The following is a 21,438-nucleotide window of genomic DNA, read 5'->3' on the forward strand; positions in this document are numbered from 1 at the left end:
GCCCCATTCTAGCGGCCTGGGTGAGGGCCTGGTAAAATCCGGTTCATGACGAAGAAGGTGGTCCTCTACAACCTGGTGGGGCACCGCTTCCTGGGGGTCAACGAAAAGGGGGACAAGGTGATGATCGACGGGGACGAGCCCGCCACCGGTCCCCGTCCCATGGAGCTCCTCCTCATGGCCCTGGGGGCCTGCACCGCCTACGACGTGGTGGACATCATGCGCAAGAAGAAGCAGCCCCTGGCCCGCTACCGGGTGGAGGTGGAAGGGGTGCGGGCGGAAACCCACCCCAAGCGCTACACCCACATCACCGTCACCCACATCGCTTCGGGGCCCAACGTGACCCTCGAGGCCCTGGAAAGGGCCGTCCACCTCTCCCACACCAAGTACTGCTCCGTTTCTGCCAACCTCAACGCCGAGATCACCACCCAGGTCGTCCTGGAGCCCTGGGAGGAAGGGGAAGGCTAGATGTTCCTCGCCGTGGACATCGGCAACACCTCCACCGCCCTGGGGGTCTTTGAGGGGGAGAGGCTCGTGGCCCGTTTCCGCATCCACACCGACCGGATGCGGATGGAAAGCGAGTACCGGGTGATCCTCAAAAACCTCTTCGCCCTGGAGGACCTACCGCCCCCCAGGACCGCCCTCCTCGCCAGCGTGGTCCCTCCGGTGGAGCGGGAGATGAAGGGGGCCATAGAACGGCTCTTCGGGGTGGAGGCCCAGGTGGTGGAGGCGGCGGACACGGGCCTCGAGGTCCTCATAGACAACCCCAAGGAGGCCGGGGCCGACCGCCTGGTGAACGCCGTGGGGGCCCTGGCCTACCCAAGCCCCACGGGCCGCTACATCGTGGTGGACTTCGGCACCGCCACCACCTTAGACCTGGTGGAGGCGCCCAACCGCTACCTGGGCGGGGCCATCACCATCGGCCCCCAGACCGCCGCCGACGCCCTGGCCGCCCGCACCGCCAAGCTCCCCCGCATAGACCTGGTCCCCCCTAAGCGGGCGGTGGGGAAGAACACCCTCGAGGCCCTTCGCTCCGGCCTTGTCCTGGGCTATGCCGCCCTGGTGGAGGGCATGGTGCGCCGCTTCAAGGAAGAGGCGGGAGAGGCCCTGGTCATCGCCACCGGGGGCTTCGCCGAAACCCTTAGGCCCATCTGCCCCTCCTTTGACGTGGTGGACGAGGACCTGACCCTCAAGGGACTCCTTCGCATCCACCTGGCGCGAGGGTGAACCAGTACACGTACCGCCCCTCCTCCCGCAAAAGGGCGTACCGCCACCCCTCCACCCGGTAGCACCCCAGGTCCCGCCAGCGCCCGGGCCTTTCCCTGAGAAACACCCGGAAGGGGGTGCCCTCCCGGTGGGCCAGAAGAAGCCTGAGGTTCCCCCCTAGGGGCTCCTGGTGGCCCCGCTTTCCCTCCCCCATGTAGAGGATGCGGCCCCCGGGTAAAAAGAGGTTCCGGTACCCCGACTCTCCCCGGTCCACCAGAAGGCTACGCTGCCCGATCCCCCTCCGTGTCCTGTGGTAGGCGAAGACCTCGCTCCAGGTCAAGCTTGACACGTGCCCTTCCCCCGGCTATCATCCTAGTTGCCCGGTCGGACGCCCCCGACCCGGCCCAAACCTAAGGCCCCGTGGTGTAGTTGGTTAACACACCCGCCTGTCACGTGGGAGATCGCGGGTTCGAGTCCCGTCGGGGCCGCCATGCCGAGGTAGCTCAGTTGGTAGAGCATGCGACTGAAAATCGCAGTGTCGGCGGTTCGATTCCGCCCCTCGGCACCAAGAACCCCCCGCCCCAAGGCGGGGGCCGGTTTTAAGGGCCCTAGGGTGGGAACCCCGGGGAGGCTATACTAGAAGGGTGCTCCGAACCCTAGGGGGGCTTTTTCTAGAAGGAGCTTCGTTTAGGAAGCAGAAACCCCTCCTGCTCCTAACTTACTTGGCCCTGGAGGGGCCCAAAGGGCGCCGCCACTTGCAAGAACTCTTTTGGCCTCGAGCCCAGGACGCCTCCAACAGCCTTTCCGTGGCCCTTTCCCAGCTCAAACGGGCAGGAGTAGCGGTCCAAGGAAACGAGACCCTGAGGACTGAGGTGGTTTGCGATGCAGTTCTCTTGAGGTCTGCCCTGGAGAAAGGGCAACTAGAGGAGGCCCGGGCGCTTTACCGCGGCCGGTTTTTAGAGGGGGCCGACCACGGGCTGGGGGAGGAGCTGGAGGAGTGGGTCTGGAGCACCCGGGAGGCGTTGGCGGAGTCCCTCTTCCAGGCTCACCGGGAGGTGGCGGAAAGGCTTTGGGCCTTAGGGCTCCCTGAGGAGGCAAGCGCCCTCATGCGGGCCGTCCTGGATTTGCCCGGAGTCCGGGAGGCGCTGGTGGAGCCAGAGGAAAGGCTAAAGCCCGTAGCTCCCCTTCCCGAGGGTGCACGGCGCACCTTTTACGCGGTAGCTTTCTTGGGACCAGCGAGGGCGGGAGAGCTTTTAGGGCTGGACCCGGAGGACCTAGACCAGCTCTGGAGGCGGGGCCTGTTGGACGCACAAGGGAGGCCCACCCTGACCCCTCCCCTCACCCTCGAGGCCCGCAAGGTGGCCCTGGAATTGGCGCGGAGGCTCCCCCCCGCCGAAGCCGCTCCCTTTTACCAGCTGGCCCTACCCTTCTGGGAGGCCGAGGATCGCCATCGGGGGGAAAAAGCCTTGCTCAAGGCCGCCCAGGCCCGGGTGGAAGGCGATCCGAAGGAGGCTCTGATGCTCCTCGAAGCCCTGGCACCTACCCCCGAGGTCCTCCTCCTCAAGGCGCGGGCCCTGGAGCGGCTGGGCCGCTACGGGGAAGCCCGGGAAACCCTCGCCGAAATCCCGGAGAGCCCGGAAAAAAGCTCCCTCCAAGGGGTTCTCTGCTTCCGCCTTGGGGAGCGGGAGGCAGCTCGCCGGGAGGCGGAGAAGGCCCTCTCTGGTGGAGCCTACGCCCAAGCCGAGGGGTGGAACCTCCTAGGCCTCCTCCTCATGGGCGAGGGGCGTTTTCAGGAAGCCGCGGAGGCCTTCAGCCGAGCAGCGGTGCGCTTCCTCCTGGCCGGGGAGGAGACCCGCCATCTGGGGGCCTTGAGTAACCGGGCGGTGGCCTTGGCGGAACTCGGGCAAGGAGAGGAAGCCTTAAGGGAAGTGATGCGGGCGGCGGAAAAGTTCCCCCTGGTCAAGGCCCGGCTCCTCCTGAACCTAGGGGTAGTGCGGGAGCGCCAGGGCAGGGTCCGAGACGCGGAAACGCTCTACCGGGACGCCCTGTCCCTGGCAGAAGACCAAGGCAACCTCGAGGCTATGGGCCGGGCCTGGAACAACCTGGGGGCCCTTTACCACCGCCAGGGAAGGAAGGAGGAAGCGCTGAGGGCATATGAAGAGGCCCTCCGCCTGGCCCAGGCTGCCCGGGAGCACGTCCTATTGGCCACGGTCCTCGCCAACCGCGCCGAGCTTTTGGAGGAGCGGGCCTCCCTGGAGGAGGCCGTGCGGGTCCTGGAAGAAGTAGGCCACCACACCCTGGCCGCCCGCTACCGAACACGCCTCCAGGATCTTTAGTCTCTGGATTCAGGGAGCGTTCAGGCCGCCCCGACTATTTTTGGTGGGTGCCCATGAGCCTTTGGGACCTTGACGGTTATAGCTTTTTGGCGGAGGTAAGGCCATGAGAACCTTTATTTGGCTCCTTCTGGTGCTCGCCGCCTGCACCCCTGGACCCGCAAGCCTCCGGCTTTCCCCAAACCGGGCCTTGGTGGGGGAAGAGGTAACGGCCATCCTAAGCGGGGCCAATGCTCTGGGGGCCCGGGTAGAGGTAGGGGGGGCCGAAGCAGAGGTGGTCCGGGCCGGGGGCAACACCTTGGTCTTCCGGGTCCCCCCGGTCCCGGGAGGACCCCAGACGGTGAAGGTCCACACCTCAGGGAAAACCCTGGAGGCCACCCTGGGGGTGCTGGGCCAGGTGGACCCGGCCCGCGTCCTTCTTCGGCTACCCCTTGGGAAAAGGCCGACTTTACCCCCAGGGTTCACCCTCTTGGACCTCAAGGACCTTAGGGGTTGCGGTTTCGCCCTGGCCGAGCTCGGCTACGGCGGCGAGGCTCTGGGCCGCGCGTTGGAAGAGCTGGAACGCCTAGACCCCAGCTACAAGGCCGATCCGGAGAGCTTGTGGAGCTTTGACGGCTGGGGCGCAGAGGTCGTGGGCGCCTTTGCCGCCCACAGACGGGGTCTTTCTGGCCAAGGGGTCCGGGTGGCCGTGCTGGACACGGGGGTGGACCCGGTGGTTCCCCAGCTTCCCGGCTACGACTTTGTGGAAGACGATGCCGTGCCCCAGGATGCCTTCCCCGGCGGCCACGGCACCGGGGTAGCGGGCCTGGTGAGGGAGGTGGCCCCTGGAGCAGGGATCCTCCCGGTGCGGGTTTGCGAGGAGAACGGTGTGTGCCGAGCGAGCCGGGTGGTGAGGGGGGTGTGCTGGGTGCTGGAAAACCGCCAGGGCCCCACCGTCCTCAACCTGAGCCTGGGGGGCGACACCCCGGTGGAGGCCTTGAAGCTGGCCCTGCAGGCCGCCCTGGGCCAGGGCATCCCGGTGGCCGCCGCCGCGGGCAACCAGGGGAACCGGGGAAGCCCCGCCCACTACCCCGCCGCCTTGGACCTGCCGGGGCTGGTGGCGGTGGGGGCGCTGGAACAAAACCCCACCCAGGGTGGCCTCAGGCCCGCGCCCTACAGCACCCGTGGGGCCTACGTGGACCTGGCCGCCCCGGGCACCAACCTGGAGTGCGTGACCCCTGGGGGAGGGCAAGGCCTCTGTACGGGAACCTCTTTCGCCACCCCCTTGGTGGCCGGGGCCATGGCCCTTTGGCTTTCCGCCCAGCCAAACCTGACCCCTGCCCAGCTCCAGGCGAACCTGGAGCAGTACGCCAGACCCCTGCCCTTTTCCCCGCAGGAGGTGGGCAAGGGAATGGTGGACCTCTCGCAGGCCCCATGAGGCCCCACCCTCCACTTCCACCCCCGCCCGGCGCGGGGGTGTTGCTGTTCAGGGGGCATTCAGGGAACGTTCAGACCCTCTCGTCTACGCTACCCTCGGGTAAACCCCAAAGGAGGTATGCGATGAAAGGAATCTGGCTTCTGGCCCTCTCCCTGACCCCCTTCCTCTTCGCCTGTAGTGGCCCTGTGGCCGCCTGCACCACGCCCATCTGCCCGGTGGCCCACTGGCCCCTGAACGAGGCCCCCGGGGCCACGGCGGTGCAGGATCTGGTGACGAACCCCATCTTCAACACCGGGACGCCCAAGCCCGGGCCCGTGGTGGCCTGGCCCGGCTTCTCCGGGCCCAGCGCGGTTAATGGGCAATCGGGCGGGGCCTTCTACTTCCCGGGCAACGGGGCCACCTGGGTGGAGGTGCCCTCTACGCCCGACCTCAACCTCTCCTACGGGAGCCTCTACCTGGAGGCCTACGTGGCCCCGGTGCGGTGTGGGGCCGGGGCTTACTATCCCATCCTGGACAAGTGGGACCCGGCGGGCGCAAACGGGTACACCCTCTACCTGGAGGGCGTAGGCCCGGGGCAGGTGCGGGTGGCCTTGAGGCTCGGCGGGGGAACCTTTGCCTCCACCCAGACCTTCTCCGCCAACTTCCAGCCCCCCTCAACGGGCACCTGGACCAAGGTGGCGGTCAAGGTGGACGGAACAAGCGGCGCCTTCTACGTAAACGGGAACCCCGCGGGCACCTTCACCGCCCCTGCCGGAAGCACCACCAACGCCCTGCCCCTCTGGATCGGGGCCCTGCACTCGGCCCCCACGGGCCTCTACCACTGCGAGATCGCCCTGGACGAGCTGAAGGTGGGCACGGTGAACCCCATCTTCAGCACCCAGTAAGGAGGAAAGCAAGATGCGCCTTTGGCCTTTTCTGCCCCTTCTCGCCCTCCTGGCCGCGTGCGGGGGCGGCGGCATCCAGACCCTGAACGTGACCCTGGTGGACGGCCTCGGGGAGCCCCTCCTTCCCCAGGCCGCCGCCTGGCGGATCGGCCCGAGCTCCGGCCCCCCCTGGGCCGCCCTGCCCACGGGCCAGTCCAGCTGGAGCCTCCCCATCCCCTCGGGGGCCCGCTTTCAGGTGGCCTTCCGCTGCCCCGACGTGAGCGGCGTCCAGTTCTACGTGAGCCTGGACCTGATGCGAAACGAGCTGGGAACCAGCCTGCTGGTGCGCTGTCCTGTGGCCTATGCGAGCCCCACAGCAGCGGTAACTGGGAGTGTTTCCCCGAGCATCGGCTCCGGGACCGCCTTCTCGGCTCGGGGGACGGCGGGCTTCGCAGGAGGGAGCTTTGCCGGGCTCACCTCGCCCACGGGGCCGGGGCGGGAGGTGGCGGTCTTCGGGGTTAGCGGGAGCACGCCCTACTTCGGCCGCACGGGCCCCGTCAACCTCCCCAACGCGGTTTCCGTCCCCGTAAGCCCCACGGGCACCCTCAGCCTCACCACCCCACCCGGCTTCTTCACCTACGCCGGCCTCGTCCTCTCCACCTTCGTCCCGGTGGACCTGGTCCCTCCGGGCTGGACGGGCACGGGAAGCCCCCAGCCGGTGGCCCGGCCCAGTTCCCTCTTCGGCGGGGACCTCTTCCAGTTCTGGACCTGCCACGGGTGGAGCTGCGCCATCCTGGTCAAGGACGCCAACGACCCTGCGGTAGCGCCGGGAGCCTCCTTCACCCTCTCCGTGCCTCCCTTAAGCCTCTCCGGCAACCAGAGCCACACCTCAAGCGCCCTGCCCACCTTCAGCAACATCGCCTCGGGAGGGTTCAGCCCGAGCCTCAGCTTCCTGGGCTACGCCCTCTTCCTGGGGGAACCTGGGGTGCGCTACTGGCGGCACTTCGTGAGCGCCGGGGCCCTGGGAAGCGCCACAGGCTACTACGTGGACGTGGAGCAGGCTCCGGGCTTCGCCGGGGTGGTGCCCGCGCCAGGAAGCAGCGTCCAGCTCCGGGCCACCGCCTTCGCCGGGGACCAGCCCCTAAGCGCCCTCCTCGCCGCCCGGCCCATCCCAAAGGAGACCTTTGCCGCGCACAGCCTCTTCCTGGACCGGATGTGGCTGGCGCACCTCGAGGCCGCCCTCCTCCAGAGCACCTTCACCTGGTAACAAAGGGGCGAACCCTTCCCTGGCCACTGGACCCCAAGGCTCTCCCGCAACGGGACCCCTTAACCCGGGAATAAACGGCCAAGCCCTCGGGCCGAATCCCGAGGGCTTGACGTCGCTGACGCTGGTGGGCGGCGTAGGACTTGAACCTACGACCTCTCGCGTGTGAGGCGAGCGCTCTTCCGCTGAGCTAGCCGCCCCAGCCTCTAGAAGGGTAGCACGGGGTCTTAAGGCCTGTCAAGCAACTTTCTTGACCGGCATCTGACAGAAGCCGGTCTAGACTAAAGCTGTGGCCACGGTGCTTCTGGTAGAGGACGAGCCCGCGGTGCGTCTAGGGGTACGCCTGGCCCTGGAACGGGCAGGCTACCGGGTCCTCGAGGCCGCCTTGGCCCAGGAAGCCTGGAGCTTACTCAAGGAGGCCGAGGTGGTGGTCCTGGACTGGATGCTCCCCGACGAACCCGGAACCCGCCTCTTGGAGAGGATGCGCCAGGGGGCCTATCCCCACCTCCCCGTCCTCATGCTCACCGCCCGGGCCGAGGTGCGGGACCGGGTAGAGGGGCTTTCCCGGGGAGCGGACGACTACCTGGTCAAGCCCTTCGCCACCGAAGAGCTCCTGGCCCGCCTCGAGGCCCTCCTGCGCCGGGCGGGCAAGCGCAAGGTCCTCAAGAGGGGGCCCCTCCTCCTGGACCTGGAGCGCATGGAGGCGAGCCTGGAAGGGCAGCCCCTCCCCCTGACCCGGCGGGAGTTTGAGCTCCTGGCCTTCCTGGCAGGCCGCCCGGGCCGGGTCTACACCCGGGAAGAACTCCTGGAGGCGGTGTGGGGCCAGGACTTCATGGGCACCCCCAGGACCGTGGACCAGCACGTTCTCCAGCTGAGGGAAAAGCTCGGGGAGGACCCCAAGGCCCCCCGCTTCCTGGAGACGGTGCGGGGAGTGGGGTACCGGTTCAAGGAGGCGGACGAAGGGTGAGGGGCGAGGAGGCGCTGGCCCACGCCTGGGAGGAGGCCCTGGAGGGCCTCGTCCTCCACGAGAACCGCCAGGTGGTCTACCTCAACCCTAAGGCCGCCCAGCTCCTCGGGGTGAACCGGGAAAGGGTGGTGGGCCGCCCCCTCCTTCTGGCCCTCAGGGACCACCGCCTCGAGGCCCTGGCCCTCCACGGCGGGGAGAGGCTTTTGGAGGTGCGGGGCCGCCTGCTTCGGGCCAAGGCCCTCCCGGGAAGGCTTTACCTTCTAGACGAGACCGAGGGGCAGAGGCGCCTCCAGGCCCTGGAGGAGGCCACCCAGACCCTGGCCCACGAGCTCCGCACCCCCCTTTCCGGCATGGGCCCCCTCCTGGAGGTGCTCACCCCAAAGACCCCCCAGGAAAAGGAAGTCCTGGCCCTCCTCAAGGCCGAGGTGGCCCGCCTCGCCCGCCTGGTGGAAGCCCTCTCCCCCATCCGGCCCGGCCCCAAGCGGCCCGTGGCCTTGGCCGAGCTTTGGCCGAGGCTGGAAGGCCTCCTTCAGGCAAGGCTTAAAGGCAGGGCGGTGGAGGTCTCCCTCCTCCACACCCTCACCACCGACCCGGAAAGCCTCCTGCAGATCCTGCTCAACCTCCTGGAAAACGCCCTCAAGTACGGCCAAGACCCCATCCGCCTCCTCTCCCGAGAAGAAGAGGGCCAAGTCTGCCTCGAGGTGCGGGACGCAGGCCCTCCCCTCCCCGAGTACGAGGCCCTCTTCCTCCCGGGAAGGCGGGGAAACGCGGGGGGGCAGGGGCTCGGCCTCTACCTGGTGCGCCGCCTGGCCCGGGCCCTGGGAGGCGAGGCCTACGCCAGCCGGGAGGGGGAGGCTAACGTTTTCGGGGTACGCCTTCCCCTAGACTGAAGAAAGGAGGCGGCATGCGTGAAGCCTTGGACAAAGCCCTAAACGAACTCATAGAGGAAAGCCTAAGGATGCTCTCCCTGGTGCGCCAGATGACCCAGGAGGCCACCCAGGCCCTGGTGGAGGGCGACCGGGCCCTGGCCGAAGGGGTGATCGCCCGGGACAAGGAGGTGGACGCCCTGGAGCTCAAGGTGGAGAACCAGGCCATCACCGTCATCGCCCGGCACCAGCCCGTGGCCACGGACCTCCGCCTCATCTTCACCGTCATCAAGGCCCTCACCGATCTGGAGCGGGCCGGGGATTACGCCATGCACGTGGCCGAAGACGCCCTCCTCCTCTCCCAGGAGCCTCCCTTGAAGCGCTACGTCACCCTCCCCGAGATGGGCCGCAGGCTCCTGGAGATGATGGACGCCCTGAGCAAGGCCGTGGCCGAGCGGGACCCCGGGCTCGCCCGCCAGGTCCTCAGCATGGACGACCACGTGGACGCCCTCTACGAGGAGGTGAGCCGGGAGCTCATCACCTACATGATGGAAGACCCCCGCACCATCACCAAGGCCCTCACCCTGATGCGGGTGGCCCGGAGCTACGAGCGCCTGGGGGACCACCTGGAGAACATCGCCGAAAGGGTCATCTACTGGCTCACCGGGGAGGTGTACAAAGCCCCGGAGGACGTCTATTGATGGAACTCACCCCCGAGGAGAAGGCGGCCCTGAAGCCGCGCCTTCAAGCAAGCAAGCGGCCCCAAGGAGAGGAAGCAGTCCTGGCTCAGGTGAAGGGGTGGCCCGAGCCCGACCGCTCGCTCTTCCTGGAGCTCCACGCCCTGGTCCGGACCGAAGCCCCAGCGCTCACGCCGAGGCTCTGGTACGGGATGCCCGCCTACGCCGAGAAGGGCCGGGTCCTTTGCTTCTTCCAACCCGCCCACAAGTTCAAAACCCGCTACGCCACCTTGGGGTTCACCGACCGCGCACGGCTGGACGAGGGCCACTTTTGGCCCGTGGCCTTTGCCCTCACCCGGCTCACCCCAGAGGAAGCGGCAAGGATACGGGCACTCTTGCGCCGGGCCCTGGGTGGGGAGTAAAGGCCTAGCGCGGCCTGAAGAAACCGGACCCGGTAGGGTTCCGCGGTTTACTCCGCCTCCGCCACCTCCGCCCCCTGGCGGCGGCCCGCCTTCCACTCCAACCCGGCCCAGATGAAGTCCAAAAGGTCCCCATCCAGGACGTTCTGGGGGTCAAAACGCATGAGGCCCGTGCGGTGGTCCTTGATGTATTGCTTGTCCAGGACGTAGCTACGAATCTGGCTTCCCCACTCTATGGGCCGAACCTCGCCCCGTAGCTTTTGAAGCTCCTCCTGCTTCTTCTTCCACTCCAGCTCAAAAAGCCTCGAGCGGAGGACCTTCAGGGCCAGCTCTTTGTTCTTGATCTGGCTCCGCGTGGTCTGGCAGGTGACGGTGATGCCCGTGGGCAGGTGGACGATGCGCACCGCAGAGTCGGTGGTGTTCACCCCCTGGCCCCCGTGGCCTTGGGAGCGGAAGACGTCTATGCGCAGGTCCTCGGGCCGGATCACCACCTCCACGGTGTCGTCTACCTCGGGCATGACCTCCACCCCGGCGAAGGAGGTGTGGCGGCGGCCCGAGGCGTCAAAGGGCGAGGGGCGCACCAGGCGGTGGACCCCCGCCTCCGGGGAGAGGAGGCCGTAGGCGTTCTCCCCTTTGATGAGGATCTGGGCGTAGTCAATGCCCGCCTCGGGCCCAGGGGTGAGGTCCACCACCTCCACCTGGAAGCCCTGGCGCTCGGCGAAGCGGGTGTACATCCTAAGGAGCATCTCCGCCCAGTCGCAGGCCTCCGTCCCCCCGGCCCCGGGTTGGATGGTGAGGATGGCGTTTTTCTCGGCGTGGGGGAAGGAAAGGAGGGTCTGGTGGTAAAGCTCGTCCAACTTCCTGGTGGCCTCCTCCAGCTCGGGCCTGAGCTCCTCCCGCTCCTCGGCGGGAAGCTCCTCCCAAAGCTCCAAAAGCCCCTGGAGGTCGCTTTCCAAGGAGCGGAAGGTCTCCACGGTGCGCCGGAGGCGGGCCGCTTCCTGGCTCACCTTACGGGCCTCCTCCGGGTTCTGCCAGAGGCCGGGATCCTCCAGGCGGGGTTCCAGTTCCTTTAGACGGGCCTCTTTTCCGGGGATGTCAAAGATACCCCCGAAGGCCCTCGAGGCGCTTGGCGAGAAGGTCCAGGTCCATACCGCCTTTTAGTGTACCCCACTTTCCAGGGAGAAGGCAAGCGAAGTTGATACCAGCAAGCTAATCTTATATGATATGGCAGGAGGTGGGGTATGGACGTCAAGGAACTGGCCCAGAAGCTCAAATCCGCCTACCCCAAGGGCCTTCCCGGCGAAAGGGACGGTCTGGTGGCCCTTCTAACCCAGTGGGGCCACAGCCACCCCGAGGCCGCACGTCTGGCCCAGGCCCTGGAGGCCAAGGGCTACGCCCACTTCCTTCCCGGGGAAAAGGGCCGCTGGTACTTCACCGCCAAGCCCCAGGACCTCAAGGCCCTCATGCGGGCCTTGGATCAGGAGTACCGGGAGTTCGTGGGCGAAGGGGACGAGGAGGAAGAGGCCCTCTCCTTCCTCGCCGCCCGCCTGGAAGGGGACCGGGAGGCGGCCCGGGAGGTGCTGGAGGCCTTACGGCTTTCGGGCTACGTGGGCACCTTCTACAGCCCCGAGCTTGCCCGGAACCGCCTCTACTTCCGCTTCCCCGAGGCCCTGCGCCTCTACGGCTAAGGTCCTCTCATACCACCCCATGCTGGCCCCAAAGGCCTTCACGCCCGGGCTTGGAGGAAGGATCTCCGCCAAAGGGGTATCCGTGGGGGCGAGGCCATCAGTCGGCCGCCACGGCCAGGGGGGTTTCCTCGAGGCGCACCTGGGCCCCTAGGGCACCCAGCCGTTCCACCAGGTCCTCGTACCCCCGCTCCAGGAAGTAAACCCCCTCTATCTCCGAAACCCCCTCGGCGCTCAAGGCGGCCACCACCAACCCGCCCCCGGCCCGGATGTCCAGGGCCTTGACCTGGGCCCCGTGGAGGCGCTTGCCGTGAACGAGAAGGGTACGGTCCTTCAGGTAAAGCTCCGCCCCCATGCGGGCCAGCTCTCCCACGTGGGTGAAGCGGTCGGGATAGACCCGGTCGGTCACGGTGCTCTGCCCGGGCACCGTGGCCAGGTAGGCGGTGACGATGGGCTGCAGGTCCGTGGGAAAGCCCGGGTACTCCCGGGCCTCCACCTGAAGGGGAAGGGGGTTGGGGGTGGCGGTAAAGCGCACCCAGTCTGTTCCCACCTCGAGGCGGTGCCCAGAACCTTGCAACTTATCCAACAAAGCGTCCAGGTGGTCGGGGCGAACCCCGGTGAGGGTGAGGCTTCCTCGGGTGGCCGCCGCCGCCAGGAGGTAGGTGCCGGCCTCTATGCGGTCGGGGATGATGCGGTAAGTGCCCCCCCCAAGGCGCTTCGCCCCCCGCACGTGGAGCACCGCCCCGCCCAGACCCCGCACCTCCACCCCCAGCATCTGCAAGAAGCGCCCCAGGTCTTCGATCTCCGGCTCCATGGCCGCCTGGACCAAGGTGGCCTCCCCCCCCAGGGCCACGGCCAGCATGGCCTGCTCGGTACCCCCCACGGTGGGCAGGTCAAAGACCACCCGGCCCGAGAGGGGGCGGGTCCTGCGGGCATAGAACTGGCCCCCTTCCTCCTCCACCACCTCGGCCCCCAGGGCCTTTAGGGCCTTGACGTGCTGGTCCACGGGCCTGGCGCCAAAGGCGCACCCCCCGGGCAGGGAGATCCTGGCCTCCCCCACCCGGGCAAGAAGCGCCCCCCAGACGATGAAGCTGGCCCGCATCTGTCCCACGAGCTCGTAGGGGGCGTGGTGGGTGCGGATCTCCGGCGTGTGCAGGTGCAGGGTCCGCCCCTCCCAGAGGTAGCGGGTGCCCAGGTGGGCCAGAAGCTCCAGCATCACCTCCACGTCGCGGAGCCTGGGCACCTCCAGGAGGGTGATGGGCTCCGGGGTGAGGAGGCTGGCCGCCAGGATGGGGAGGGCGGCGTTCTTGGCAGGGTAGATGCGAACCTCCCCGGAAAGGGGTACCCCTCCCTCCACGCGCAGGATCCTACGGCCTCCCTTTCCCGGGTCTGGGTGCGTCATACACACCTTACTCAAGGTGAGCATAAAGCGCAAAAAACACATTGTCAAGCCGATGGGCCTTCTGCTACACTAAACCCCAAGGAGCGGTATGCCGAAGCGGGAAAAAAAGCGGCTGCAGGTGGTCATCTCCGAGGAGCAGGACGCCCTCCTCACCCGGGCCGCCTACGCCCTTTCCAGCCCCGAGCGCCTGGTGTCCAAGTCGGAGGTGGTGCGCCTGGCCATCGCCAAAATCGTCCAGGAGCTGGAAGGCAACAAGGAGGAGCTGGCCGAACTCCTAAAGCGCCTGGAGCCGGAAGAATAGAATGGCCCACATGGTCCTGGGCGGGCGGTACCGCCTCGAGGCCCCCCTGGGCTCCGGGGGCATGGCCGAGGTCTTTCGGGCGGTGGACGAGCGCCTGGGGCGGAAGGTGGCGGTGAAGCTCCTCCACCCCCGGGCCCTTCCTCCGGAGCGGGAGCGCTTCTTGCTGGAGGTCCGGGCCCTCTCCCGGCTCTTCCATCCTGGTATCGTCCAGGTGCTGGACCTGGGGGAGGAGGACGGCAGGCCCTACTTCGTCATGGAACTGGTGGAGGGGGGGAGTTTTGACCGTTTGGGCCCCTTTGAGGAGGGCCCCGAGGGGGAGCGCATCCTGCAGGCGGCCCAGGAGGTGATGGAGGCCCTGGCCCACCTCCACGCCCAGGGCATCCTCCACCGGGACCTCACCCCCAAAAACATCCTCCTCACCAAGGAGGGCCACCCCAAGGTGATGGACTTCGGCCTGGCCTACCTCCTGCAGGAAAGCCGCCACCTCACCCGCACCGGCTACACCCTGGGCACCCCCCTTTACATGGCCCCCGAGCAGGCCAAGGGCCTCCCCCTCACCCCCAAGGCCGACCTCTACAGCTTCGGGGCCGTGCTCTACCGGACCCTTACCGGCAGACCCCCCTTTGAGGGGGAAAACGACCAGGCGGTCCTGTTTCAGCACGTCTACGAGCCCCCCAAGCCCCCCGAAACCCTCAACCCCGCCCTGCCCAAGGGGGTCAGCGAGGCCGTTCTCGCCCTCCTGGCCAAGCACCCCGAGGAGCGTCCCTCCCACCCCGCCCTCTTCCAAGGGGTCTTGGAGGACTTCCGGGCCCTCCGCCTGGCCACCCCCCGGGCCGGAGCCAGCCGCTCGGGCCACTATCCCCTGGCCCCTGAACCCCGGCGCCTTTCCCTCAAGGGCAAGCTGGACCTGGGGGGAGAGGCGGCCTGGCCGGGAGAGATGGTCTACGCCGGGGGGCGGGTGTACCTGGGGGTGGGGAAAAACCTGGCCGAGGTAGACCTCCTCACGGGAGAGGTGCGCCACCAGAGCCTTCCCGAGGAGGCCTCGTCCCCCCCGGTGGTGCGGGGTGGGGTCTACGTGGGAAGCTGGGACGGCAAGGTGCGCCGCTTCCGGGGCCGGGGGCTGGAGTGGACGGCGGAAACCGGGGCCGAGGTCACCGCAAGCCCCCTGGTTCTGGGGGACCGGGTCTATGTGGCCAGCCGGGACGGCACCCTCTACGCCTACGAGAAGGACCGTCCCCTCTTCCGCTTCCACGCCGGGGGGCACCTTTCCACCGGCCCCACCTTTTACCGCGGCCTCCTCTTCACCGGCTCCGAGGACGGGTGGCTTTATGCCCTGGACCCCGCCACAGGCGCCCTGCGCTACAAGGTGCGCGCCGGTCCCATCCACGCCCCGGTGGCCGCCCACGGGGGCCTCCTCTTCATTCCCACCTGGCCCGGAGAGGTCTACGCCTTTGACCCCCTGACCCGGGAGACGCTTTGGAACGTGGAGCTGGAAGAGGAGCTCTGGGGAGGGCTGGCCCTGGACGAGGCCCGGGTCTACGTGGCCGCCTGGGACGGGGTCCTCAGGGCCTTGGACCAGGCCACGGGGGAAGAGGTGTGGAGCCTCGAGGTGGGCAAGGTCACCGCCGGGCTGAGCTACGCCGCCGGGCACCTCTTTTTGGCCACGGAGGAGGGGCGCTTTCTGGCCGTGGACCGGAGGGGGCAGGTGGTCTTTGAAGCCACAGGCCTGGGCTCGGTCCAGGTGCCTCCCCTACCCCTGCCCCAGGAAGTGCTGGTGGTCAACCTCTCCGGACAGCTTTACCGGTTTGGCGTAGGATGAGGCCATGGAAGCCGTCCACACCCCCCACGCCCCCCAGGCCATCGGCCCCTATTCCCAAGCGGTGCGGGCCGGGGGGTTTCTCTTCGTTTCCGGCCAGATCCCCCTCACCCCGGAAGGAAGCCTGGTGGAAGGGGACATCCGGGCCCAGACGAAGCGGGTGATGGAAAACCTCCGGGCCATCCTGGAGGCGGCGGGCTCCGGTCTCCACCGGGTGGTGCAGACCACCTGCTTCCTCGCCGGCATGGAGGACTTCCCCGCCTTCAACGAGGTCTACGCCCAGTACTTCGCTCCTCCTTACCCCGCCCGGGCCACGGTGGCCGTGAAGGCCCTTCCCCGGGGGGTACGGGTGGAAGTGGCCTGCGTAGCCCTGGCGGAATAAAGCGCCCCTGCGAAAAAGCGTAGAATGGCGGCATGGCGGAGGCGTGGACCAGCGAGGCCGAGGACCTGGAGCGCCGCTTTCGGCACGGGGATGTTCGGGCCCTAGCCCGGGCCCTGACCCTGGTGGAGTCGGGCCACCCCATGGGCCAGGCCCTCCTCAAGCGGGTGCGGGGCCAGGGCCGGGCCAAGGTGGTAGGGGTGACGGGAAGCCCGGGGGCCGGAAAGAGCACCCTCACGGACCGCCTCATCCTAGAAGCCAGAAAGCGGGGGGAACGGGTAGGGGTGCTGGCCGTGGACCCTTCCAGCCCCTTCACGGGGGGGGCCATCCTAGGGGACCGGATCCGCATGATGCGCCACCACCAAGACCCCGGGGTCTACATCCGCTCCCTGGCCTCCAGGGGAGCCTTGGGGGGGCTTGCCGGGGCCACGGTGGCCGCCTTGAACCTCCTGGAGGCCTTCGGCTTTGACCGCATTTTCGTGGAAACCGTGGGCGTGGGGCAGAGCGAGGTGGACATCGCCCGGGTGGCCGACACCACCCTTCTCGTCCTCACCCCGGCGGCCGGGGACGCGGTGCAGGCCTTTAAGGCCGGGGTTATGGAGATCGCCGACCTCTTCGCCGTGAACAAGTTTGACCTGCCCGGCGGGGAGAGGGTCATCCAGGAGCTGAAAAGCGCCCTGGAGCTCTCCCCGCCCCGCCCCGGGGGCTGGCGCCCCCCCATCTACCCCACGGTGGCCGCCACGGGCCAGGGGGTGGAGGAGCTCTTTGCGGGCCTCGAGGCCCACCACCGCCACCTCCTGGAACACGGGCTCCTCGAGGCCCACCGCCTGGAAAGGGCCCGCTTTGAGGTGGAAAGCGTGATCCAGGAGTGGGGGCGCCGCAAAACCCAAGGCGCCGGAGAGCTGGTGGCGTCCGTGGCCCGGGGGGAGATCTCCCCGGAAGAGGCTGCCCTAAGCCTTCTTCGCCCGGAAGCGGAGGAGGGCTCTTTTTAGCATCTCCCGTTCGTTAGGGTAGGAAAGGCGCTCCAGGGCCTCGGAGACCGGAAGAAAGTAAGCGGCCTCCACCTCGGAAAGCTGCGGCCTGGGCTCCCCGCCCCGGTAGGCCATGAGGAAGTAGTGAACCTCCTTGCTCACGGTCACGGGTTCCTCCCCTTCCCGGGCGGTGAAGTAGTAGCGCACCTTGCCCAGGGGGGAAAGCACCGCCGCCTCCACCCCCGTTTCCTCCCGCACCTCCCTGAGGGCGGTTTCCGGGTAGCGTTCCCCGGGCTCCACCTGCCCCTTGGGAAGGGTCACCACCCGCCCTTCCTTCAAGGAAACCACCAGCACCTCGGGCGGGTCCCCCCGCAGGACCACGCCCCCCGCGGAAACCACCCGCTTCCTGGCCCTTGGCACCTGCCGCTTCCTGCGCACGTTCCCCTCGCCTTCCGGCAAAAAAAAGGGGCGCCCAAAGGCGCCCCCAAGGGATCCGGAAAAGGGGAGAACGCAAGGCCCTTAGCTCCTTAGAAAGGAGGTGATCCAGCCGCACCTTCCGGTACAGCTACCTTGTTACGACTTCGCCCCAGTCACGGGCCCTACCCTCGGCGCCTGCCCGTAGGCTCCCGGCGACTTCGGGTAAAACCCGCTCCCATGGCGTGACGGGCGGTGTGTACAAGGCCCGGGAACGTATTCACCGCGGCATGGCTGATCCGCGATTACTAGCGATTCCGGCTTCATGGGGTCGGGTTGCAGACCCCAATCCGAACTACGCCCACCTTTTCGCGATTCGCTCCCCGTCACCAGGTCGCCTCGCTCTGTAGTGGGCATTGTAGCACGTGTGTCGCCCAGGCCGTAAGGGCCATGCTGACCAGACGTCGTCCCCGCCTTCCTCCCGCTTTCGCAGGCAGTCCCGTTAGAGTGCCCGGCCTCACCCGCTGGCAACTAACGGCAGGGGTTGCGCTCGTTGCGGGACTTAACCCAACATCTCACGACACGAGCTGACGACGGCCATGCAGCACCTGTGCTAGGGCTCCCCTCACAGGGCACCCCAGGCTTTCACCCGGGTTCCCCAGCATGTCAAGGCCTGGTAAGGTTCTTCGCGTTGCTTCGAATTAAACCACATGCTCCACCGCTTGTGCGGGCCCCCGTCAATTCCTTTGAGTTTCAGCCTTGCGGCCGTACTCCCCAGGCGGCGCGCTTAACGCGTTGGCTTCGGCCCCCAGTAAACCCAAAGACCTAGCGCGCATCGTTTAGGGCGTGGACTACCCGGGTATCTAATCCGGTTTGCTCCCCACGCTTTCGCGCCTCAGCGTCACGAACGGACCAGGTGGCTGCCTTCGCCATCGGCGTTCCTCCCGGTATCTGCGCATTTCACCGCTACTCCGGGAATTCCACCACCCCCTCCCGCCGTCTAGCCTGAGCGTATCCCACGCTCCCCCACGGTTGAGCCGTGGTCTTTCACATGGGACGCCCCAAGCCGCCTACACGCCCTTTACGCCCAGTAAATCCGGGTAACGCTCGCGCCCTCCGTATTACCGCGGCTGCTGGCACGGAGTTGGCCGGCGCTATTACCCCGGTACCGTCAGCCCCCTCCACAGGGATTTCGTCCCGGGTTCAGGAGTTTACACCCCGAAGGGCTTCCTCCTCCAAGCGGCGTCGCTCCGTCAGGCTTGCGCCCATTGCGGAAGATTCCTAACTGCTGCCTCCCGTAGGAGTGGGGCCCGTGTCTCAGTGCCCCTGTGGCCGGCCATCCTCTCAGACCGGCTACCCGTCGTCGCCTTGGTGGGCCTTTACCCCACCAACCAGCTGATGGGACGCGGGCCCATCCGGAAGCGGGCAAAACCCTTTAAACGTACCCCACAGGGCACGTCCACATGGGGGATTAGCCCGGGTTTCCCCGGGTTGTCCCCCTCTTCCAGGTAGGTCACCCACGCGTTACTCACCCGTCCGCCGCTGACCACGGAGTAAAACCCCGCAGCCCGCACGACTTGCATGTCTTAGGCACGCCGCCAGCGTTCACCCTGAGCCAGGATCAAACTCTCCAAGAAAAGCACCCCCAAAGGGGGTTAGGTTCGCTTGGCTTTGACCTTGCGTTCTCCCCTTTTCAAGATCCCCCTGCTTGGGCTTTCGCCCGCGCAGCAAAAGCTATCCTATCAAGTCCCCCTCTCCTTGTCAACCCCAAAGAGGTGGCGGATCTCCTCAATGAAGCGCTCCACCGAGTCAAACTCCCGGTAAACCGAAGCGAAGCGGATGTAGGCCACCTGGTCCAGCTCCCTAAGGAAGGCCATGGCCTTCAGACCGATCTCCTCGGAGGAGATCTCGGGCCCGGGCACCTGGTCCTCGAAGGTGTAGGCGAAGCGCTTCAGGGCCTCCCGGTCTACAGGACGCTTCTCGCAGGCGAGGAGGAGGCCCCTAAGGAGCTTGTCGGGGTTGAAGGGCTCCTTGCGGCCATCCCGCTTGATGACCATGAGGGGCTCCAGCTGGGTCCTCTCGTAGGTGGTGAAGCGGCGCGCACAGGAGGGGCATTCTCGCCGCCTGCGGATGGCGGCCCCCTCATCGGAAGGCCTCGAGTCCACCACCCGGGTGTCGGGATGGCCGCAGTAGGGGCACTTCATGGCACTTCCCGGAGCATCTCGTAGACCTCCGGGGAAAGGGGCGGCTCGGGGAGCTGGACCTCCAGGACCACCCCCCGCACCCCCTCGGCCACCATGGACCCCAGGGCCAGGGCCGCCCGCACCAGGGCCTGGTCGTGGGCCTCCCCCACGGGATCGCGGGAGGGCACCACCCCGTTCACCCGCACCCCCGGGAAGGTGCGGCTCGCGCCCTCAATGAGGCCCTCCACCGCCTTGCGCACCGAGAGGGTGTGGGGCTCTATGCGCACGGCGGGGGGCAGGACCAGGGTCACGAACCCGCCCCCCGCCAGGTGGCGGAGGCCTTGCTGGAGGACGTAGAGGCTAGACTTCACGTCCTGGCTCATGAGGTCGTACCACTCCCCCTCCAAAAGCTCCACGAAGGGGGTTTTGCTCTCGGCGGCGGTCACGTGGACGATACCGTCCAGAAGCCCAAAAAGCTCCTCCACCTTTTCGAAGGTGCTGGTGACGTCCAAGACCACGCTCATGTCCCCGCGTATGGGGATGGCCGTGGCCCCCAGGGCCTCCACCTCCGAGGCCACCCCCGTGGCCAGCTCCACGTCCGGGTCCACCACCACCACCGTGGCCCCGTTCCTGCCGTAGCCGTGGGCGATGGCTCGGCCGAAGCCCCGCCCGGCCCCAGTCACCATCACGATCCGCCCCTCGAGGCCCAGAAGATCCCGTGACATCAGGCCCATTGTAAGGGAAAATGAGGGCATGGCCCGAATCCGCGTGGCCCAAGGAGACATCACCGAGTTTCAGGGGGACGCCATCGTCAACGCCGCCAACAACTACCTGAAGCTGGGAGCCGGGGTGGCGGGGGCCATCCTCCGGAAGGGCGGCCCTTCTATCCAGGAGGAATGCGACCGCATCGGCAGGATCCGGGTGGGGGAAGCGGCGGTCACGGGGGCGGGAAACCTCCCTGTGCGCTACGTCATCCACGCCGCCGTCCTGGGGGACGAGCCCGCGAGCCTGGAAACGGTGCGCCAGGCCACGCGAAGCGCCCTGGAAAAGGCGGTGGAGCTAGGGCTAAAGACCCTGGCCTTTCCCCTCCTCGGCACCGGGGTGGGGGGGCTTCCCGTGGAGGCGGTGGCCCGGGCGATGCTGGAGGAGATCAAGAAGGCCCCGGACACCCTGGAGGTCACCCTTTACGGCTACCGCGAGGAGGACGCCGAGGCCATCCGTAAGGCGCTCTAGAAGCTCGGCGTCTGGAGCCGCTCCACCTCCTCCCGGTCCGCACCCCCCTCTGTCCACAGGGCAGCGCGAAGGGACAGCTAAGTGCCCGCACCTTGGTTTCGCGACATAGGATGCCCGAAATGGGGCGAGGAGAGGGCTTTTTTGGGGCCGCCGCCGCAAGGGCCGGACGGCCATTCCCTTCCTCACGGAGCTCCCCCTTCCCCCGACCCCTCCCCCGGGGGAGGGGCCTGAACCTTGGGGAAGTAGCCCTGGGCGAGAAGCTTAAGGTCCCCCTCCCCCACCTTGCCGTCCCCGTCCAGGTCCTTCCCCTCCCGGCCCCAGTTCTGGGCAAGCCCTAGGAGGTCGGCAAAGGGCCTTCCCCGGGAAGGGGCCTGGCCCGAGGGCTTCCCCTCCTTGTCGTAGAGGACCACCTGGGGGGAAAGCCTCGGGGTGAGGGGCTTCTCCGGGGTAAGGAGGAGGCGGAAGACCTCCTGGTCCTTAAGAGGCCTCGGGAAGGCCATGTCCAGGCGGAGGAGGCGGCTTTGGGGGTCGTAGTCCAGGAGGTGGACGGGGCTTGCCGCCTTGAGGCTGGAGAGGTCCGGGGTGAGGTCGGCGAGGCGCACCTCCAGCTGGAAGCCCACCGCCTCCCGCCCCTCCACCCGGGCGAGGAGGAGGAAGGGCCCCTCCACCTGGGCGGGGGGGAGGACCAGGGTAAGCCTCGGCGGGGGCGGGTCGGAAACCGTGAGGGTGAGCCTCTGCGCCCGGCTGTTCTTGGCGGCGTCCTCCACGGTGAGGATGAGGGCGAAGCTTCCCTTCTCCTTGGGCACCCCGGAAAGCCTCCCCCCCTGGAAGCTGAGCCCCTCGGGGAGCTTCCCGTCCAGGCCGAAGCTGTAGGGGCGCACCCCTCCCTCGGCGCTGAAGGTGGCCTGGTAGGGCTCCCCCAGGTAGGCCGGGGGAAGGCCGGTGGCGGTGAGGCGCAAGGGGTCCAGGCCCGCCCCCACGTCCTGGGCGCCGCAGGCGGCGAGGAGGAGGGCCAGAGGCCAAAGCTTCCGCATGAGGCCAGTCT

At 67.8% G+C, this 21,438-nt stretch carries 23 protein-coding genes, 3 tRNA genes and 1 rRNA gene; 18 read left to right on the forward strand and 9 right to left on the reverse strand.

Features of this window, described 5'->3' with window-relative positions; all coding sequences use genetic code 11:
* The first annotated feature begins 45 nt into the window (after window positions 1-45).
* Both ACY5J6_RS09445 and ACY5J6_RS09450 read left to right on the forward strand, forming a co-directional pair.
* Window positions 46-465: an OsmC family protein gene (locus tag ACY5J6_RS09445; RefSeq protein WP_462844708.1), complete on the forward strand. Its 420-nt coding sequence runs from the start codon at window positions 46-48 to the stop codon at window positions 463-465.
* Window positions 466-1,224, forward strand: coding sequence for a type III pantothenate kinase (locus ACY5J6_RS09450; protein WP_462844709.1), 759 nt, complete (start codon window positions 466-468; stop codon window positions 1,222-1,224). It begins immediately after the preceding gene.
* Here the strand turns inward: ACY5J6_RS09450 and ACY5J6_RS09455 are convergent.
* Window positions 1,187-1,552 carry a hypothetical protein gene (locus ACY5J6_RS09455; RefSeq protein ID WP_462844710.1) on the reverse strand — a complete coding sequence of 122 codons (366 nt, stop codon included), beginning with the start codon at window positions 1,550-1,552 and terminating at the stop codon, window positions 1,187-1,189. The two genes, ACY5J6_RS09450 and ACY5J6_RS09455, sit on opposite strands and share 38 nt — an antisense overlap.
* Window positions 1,553-1,617: 65 nt before the next feature.
* Here ACY5J6_RS09455 and ACY5J6_RS09460 point away from each other — a divergent pair.
* The 6 genes from ACY5J6_RS09460 to ACY5J6_RS09485 all read left to right on the forward strand — a co-directional run bounded on the left by ACY5J6_RS09460 (window position 1,618) and on the right by ACY5J6_RS09485 (window position 7,083).
* A tRNA-Asp gene (locus ACY5J6_RS09460) sits at window positions 1,618-1,694 on the forward strand.
* Window position 1,695: 1 nt separating this feature from the next.
* Window positions 1,696-1,771 (forward strand) — tRNA-Phe (locus tag ACY5J6_RS09465).
* 76 nt (window positions 1,772-1,847) lie between these two features.
* Window positions 1,848-3,539, forward strand: coding sequence for a tetratricopeptide repeat protein (locus tag ACY5J6_RS09470; RefSeq protein WP_462844711.1), 1,692 nt, complete (start codon window positions 1,848-1,850; stop codon window positions 3,537-3,539).
* 103 nt (window positions 3,540-3,642) lie between these two features.
* Window positions 3,643-4,953, forward strand: a complete 1,311-nt coding sequence (locus tag ACY5J6_RS09475) for a S8 family serine peptidase (RefSeq protein ID WP_462844712.1) — start codon at window positions 3,643-3,645, stop codon at window positions 4,951-4,953.
* A 122-nt stretch (window positions 4,954-5,075) separates the two neighbouring features.
* A complete protein-coding gene (locus tag ACY5J6_RS09480) occupies window positions 5,076-5,837 on the forward strand; it encodes a LamG-like jellyroll fold domain-containing protein (protein WP_462844713.1) in 762 nt (253 codons plus the stop codon).
* A gap of 13 nt (window positions 5,838-5,850) precedes the next feature.
* Window positions 5,851-7,083: an ArsR family transcriptional regulator gene (locus ACY5J6_RS09485; protein WP_462844714.1), complete on the forward strand. Its 1,233-nt coding sequence runs from the start codon at window positions 5,851-5,853 to the stop codon at window positions 7,081-7,083.
* Window positions 7,084-7,205: 122 nt separating this feature from the next.
* Here ACY5J6_RS09485 and ACY5J6_RS09490 read toward each other — a convergent pair.
* Window positions 7,206-7,280: transfer RNA gene (locus ACY5J6_RS09490), tRNA-Val, on the reverse strand.
* A gap of 89 nt (window positions 7,281-7,369) precedes the next feature.
* Between ACY5J6_RS09490 and ACY5J6_RS09495 the strand changes: the two genes are divergently transcribed.
* Genes ACY5J6_RS09495 through ACY5J6_RS09510 form a run of 4 tightly spaced genes read left to right on the forward strand, consistent with a single transcriptional unit; the run spans window position 7,370 to window position 10,012 of the window.
* Window positions 7,370-8,047, forward strand: a complete 678-nt coding sequence (locus ACY5J6_RS09495; RefSeq protein ID WP_462844715.1) for a response regulator transcription factor — start codon at window positions 7,370-7,372, stop codon at window positions 8,045-8,047.
* Window positions 8,044-8,937: a sensor histidine kinase gene (locus ACY5J6_RS09500; RefSeq protein WP_462844716.1), complete on the forward strand. Its 894-nt coding sequence runs from the start codon at window positions 8,044-8,046 to the stop codon at window positions 8,935-8,937. The genes ACY5J6_RS09495 and ACY5J6_RS09500 overlap by 4 nt, the downstream gene beginning before the upstream one ends.
* Before the next feature lie 14 nt (window positions 8,938-8,951).
* Window positions 8,952-9,614: a phosphate signaling complex protein PhoU gene (gene phoU, locus ACY5J6_RS09505; protein WP_462844717.1), complete on the forward strand. Its 663-nt coding sequence runs from the start codon at window positions 8,952-8,954 to the stop codon at window positions 9,612-9,614.
* Window positions 9,614-10,012 carry an iron chaperone gene (locus tag ACY5J6_RS09510; protein WP_462844718.1) on the forward strand — a complete coding sequence of 133 codons (399 nt, stop codon included), beginning with the start codon at window positions 9,614-9,616 and terminating at the stop codon, window positions 10,010-10,012. The genes phoU and ACY5J6_RS09510 overlap by 1 nt, the downstream gene beginning before the upstream one ends.
* Before the next feature lie 47 nt (window positions 10,013-10,059).
* Here ACY5J6_RS09510 and prfB read toward each other — a convergent pair.
* A protein-coding gene (gene prfB, locus ACY5J6_RS09515) for a peptide chain release factor 2 (protein WP_462844719.1) occupies window positions 10,060-11,158 on the reverse strand; the annotation gives its coding sequence in 2 pieces (ribosomal slippage) (window positions 10,060-11,106 and window positions 11,108-11,158; 1,098 coding nt in all).
* A gap of 92 nt (window positions 11,159-11,250) precedes the next feature.
* Between prfB and ACY5J6_RS09520 the strand changes: the two genes are divergently transcribed.
* Window positions 11,251-11,697 (forward strand): hypothetical protein, encoded by a 447-nt coding sequence (locus ACY5J6_RS09520; protein WP_462844720.1) that lies wholly within the window; start codon window positions 11,251-11,253, stop codon window positions 11,695-11,697.
* 97 nt (window positions 11,698-11,794) lie between these two features.
* Here the strand turns inward: ACY5J6_RS09520 and murA are convergent, their stop codons facing one another.
* A complete protein-coding gene (gene murA / locus ACY5J6_RS09525; RefSeq protein WP_462844721.1) occupies window positions 11,795-13,096 on the reverse strand; it encodes a UDP-N-acetylglucosamine 1-carboxyvinyltransferase in 1,302 nt (433 codons plus the stop codon).
* An 88-nt stretch (window positions 13,097-13,184) separates the two neighbouring features.
* Here murA and ACY5J6_RS09530 point away from each other — a divergent pair, with 88 nt between their 5' ends.
* Genes ACY5J6_RS09530 through meaB form a run of 4 tightly spaced genes read left to right on the forward strand, consistent with a single transcriptional unit; the run spans window position 13,185 to window position 16,584 of the window.
* Complete coding sequence (locus ACY5J6_RS09530) at window positions 13,185-13,397, forward strand: transcriptional regulator (RefSeq protein WP_347240324.1); 213 nt, start codon at window positions 13,185-13,187, stop codon at window positions 13,395-13,397.
* Between the two features lies 1 nt (window position 13,398).
* Entirely contained in the window at window positions 13,399-15,216 is a 1,818-nt protein-coding gene (locus tag ACY5J6_RS09535; protein ID WP_462844722.1) for a protein kinase domain-containing protein, read from the forward strand.
* Between the two features lie 4 nt (window positions 15,217-15,220).
* The gene (locus ACY5J6_RS09540; protein ID WP_462844723.1) at window positions 15,221-15,595 is read left to right on the forward strand and encodes a RidA family protein; all 375 of its coding nucleotides are present in this window, start codon (window positions 15,221-15,223) and stop codon (window positions 15,593-15,595) included.
* Window positions 15,596-15,627: 32 nt separating this feature from the next.
* The gene (gene meaB, locus ACY5J6_RS09545; RefSeq protein ID WP_462844724.1) at window positions 15,628-16,584 is read left to right on the forward strand and encodes a methylmalonyl Co-A mutase-associated GTPase MeaB; all 957 of its coding nucleotides are present in this window, start codon (window positions 15,628-15,630) and stop codon (window positions 16,582-16,584) included.
* On the opposite strand, the gene ACY5J6_RS09550 is transcribed toward meaB, so the two are convergent.
* From ACY5J6_RS09550 to ACY5J6_RS09565, 4 genes are all read right to left on the reverse strand, one after another.
* A complete protein-coding gene (locus ACY5J6_RS09550) occupies window positions 16,543-17,001 on the reverse strand; it encodes an NUDIX hydrolase (RefSeq protein ID WP_462844725.1) in 459 nt (152 codons plus the stop codon). The genes meaB and ACY5J6_RS09550 overlap by 42 nt on opposite strands.
* Window positions 17,002-17,094: 93 nt before the next feature.
* Window positions 17,095-18,614 (reverse strand): 16S ribosomal RNA (locus ACY5J6_RS09555).
* Between the two features lie 105 nt (window positions 18,615-18,719).
* On the reverse strand, window positions 18,720-19,181 hold the full coding sequence (gene nrdR, locus ACY5J6_RS09560; RefSeq protein ID WP_462844726.1) for a transcriptional regulator NrdR: 462 nt from the start codon (window positions 19,179-19,181) through the stop codon (window positions 18,720-18,722).
* A complete protein-coding gene (locus ACY5J6_RS09565) occupies window positions 19,178-19,885 on the reverse strand; it encodes an SDR family NAD(P)-dependent oxidoreductase (RefSeq protein ID WP_462844727.1) in 708 nt (235 codons plus the stop codon). Before ACY5J6_RS09565 ends, nrdR begins: the two co-directional genes overlap by 4 nt.
* A 28-nt stretch (window positions 19,886-19,913) precedes the next feature.
* On the opposite strand from ACY5J6_RS09565, the gene ACY5J6_RS09570 reads away from it, so the two are divergent.
* On the forward strand, window positions 19,914-20,393 hold the full coding sequence (locus tag ACY5J6_RS09570) for a macro domain-containing protein (protein ID WP_462844728.1): 480 nt from the start codon (window positions 19,914-19,916) through the stop codon (window positions 20,391-20,393).
* 182 nt (window positions 20,394-20,575) lie between these two features.
* Here ACY5J6_RS09570 and ACY5J6_RS09575 read toward each other — a convergent pair whose 3' ends face one another.
* Window positions 20,576-21,427, reverse strand: coding sequence for a putative Ig domain-containing protein (locus ACY5J6_RS09575; protein WP_462844729.1), 852 nt, complete (start codon window positions 21,425-21,427; stop codon window positions 20,576-20,578).
* Between the last annotated feature and the right edge of the window lie 11 nt (window positions 21,428-21,438).

The organism is Thermus sp. H19.2 (assembly GCF_054979525.1).

Coding starts and splice junctions, on each gene's coding strand:
- ACY5J6_RS09445 (WP_462844708.1), top strand. CDS start 46: ATGACGAAGAAGGTGGTCCTCTACAACCTGGTGGGGCACCGCTTCCTG.
- ACY5J6_RS09450 (WP_462844709.1), top strand. CDS start 466: ATGTTCCTCGCCGTGGACATCGGCAACACCTCCACCGCCCTGGGGGTC.
- ACY5J6_RS09475 (WP_462844712.1), top strand. CDS start 3,643: ATGAGAACCTTTATTTGGCTCCTTCTGGTGCTCGCCGCCTGCACCCCT.
- ACY5J6_RS09480 (WP_462844713.1), top strand. CDS start 5,076: ATGAAAGGAATCTGGCTTCTGGCCCTCTCCCTGACCCCCTTCCTCTTC.
- ACY5J6_RS09485 (WP_462844714.1), top strand. CDS start 5,851: ATGCGCCTTTGGCCTTTTCTGCCCCTTCTCGCCCTCCTGGCCGCGTGC.
- phoU (WP_462844717.1), top strand. CDS start 8,952: ATGCGTGAAGCCTTGGACAAAGCCCTAAACGAACTCATAGAGGAAAGC.
- ACY5J6_RS09510 (WP_462844718.1), top strand. CDS start 9,614: ATGGAACTCACCCCCGAGGAGAAGGCGGCCCTGAAGCCGCGCCTTCAA.
- ACY5J6_RS09520 (WP_462844720.1), top strand. CDS start 11,251: ATGGACGTCAAGGAACTGGCCCAGAAGCTCAAATCCGCCTACCCCAAG.
- murA (WP_462844721.1), bottom strand. CDS start 13,096: ATGACGCACCCAGACCCGGGAAAGGGAGGCCGTAGGATCCTGCGCGTG.
- ACY5J6_RS09530 (WP_347240324.1), top strand. CDS start 13,185: ATGCCGAAGCGGGAAAAAAAGCGGCTGCAGGTGGTCATCTCCGAGGAG.
- ACY5J6_RS09535 (WP_462844722.1), top strand. CDS start 13,399: ATGGCCCACATGGTCCTGGGCGGGCGGTACCGCCTCGAGGCCCCCCTG.
- ACY5J6_RS09540 (WP_462844723.1), top strand. CDS start 15,221: ATGGAAGCCGTCCACACCCCCCACGCCCCCCAGGCCATCGGCCCCTAT.
- meaB (WP_462844724.1), top strand. CDS start 15,628: ATGGCGGAGGCGTGGACCAGCGAGGCCGAGGACCTGGAGCGCCGCTTT.
- nrdR (WP_462844726.1), bottom strand. CDS start 19,181: ATGAAGTGCCCCTACTGCGGCCATCCCGACACCCGGGTGGTGGACTCG.
- ACY5J6_RS09565 (WP_462844727.1), bottom strand. CDS start 19,885: ATGTCACGGGATCTTCTGGGCCTCGAGGGGCGGATCGTGATGGTGACT.
- ACY5J6_RS09570 (WP_462844728.1), top strand. CDS start 19,914: ATGGCCCGAATCCGCGTGGCCCAAGGAGACATCACCGAGTTTCAGGGG.
- ACY5J6_RS09575 (WP_462844729.1), bottom strand. CDS start 21,427: ATGCGGAAGCTTTGGCCTCTGGCCCTCCTCCTCGCCGCCTGCGGCGCC.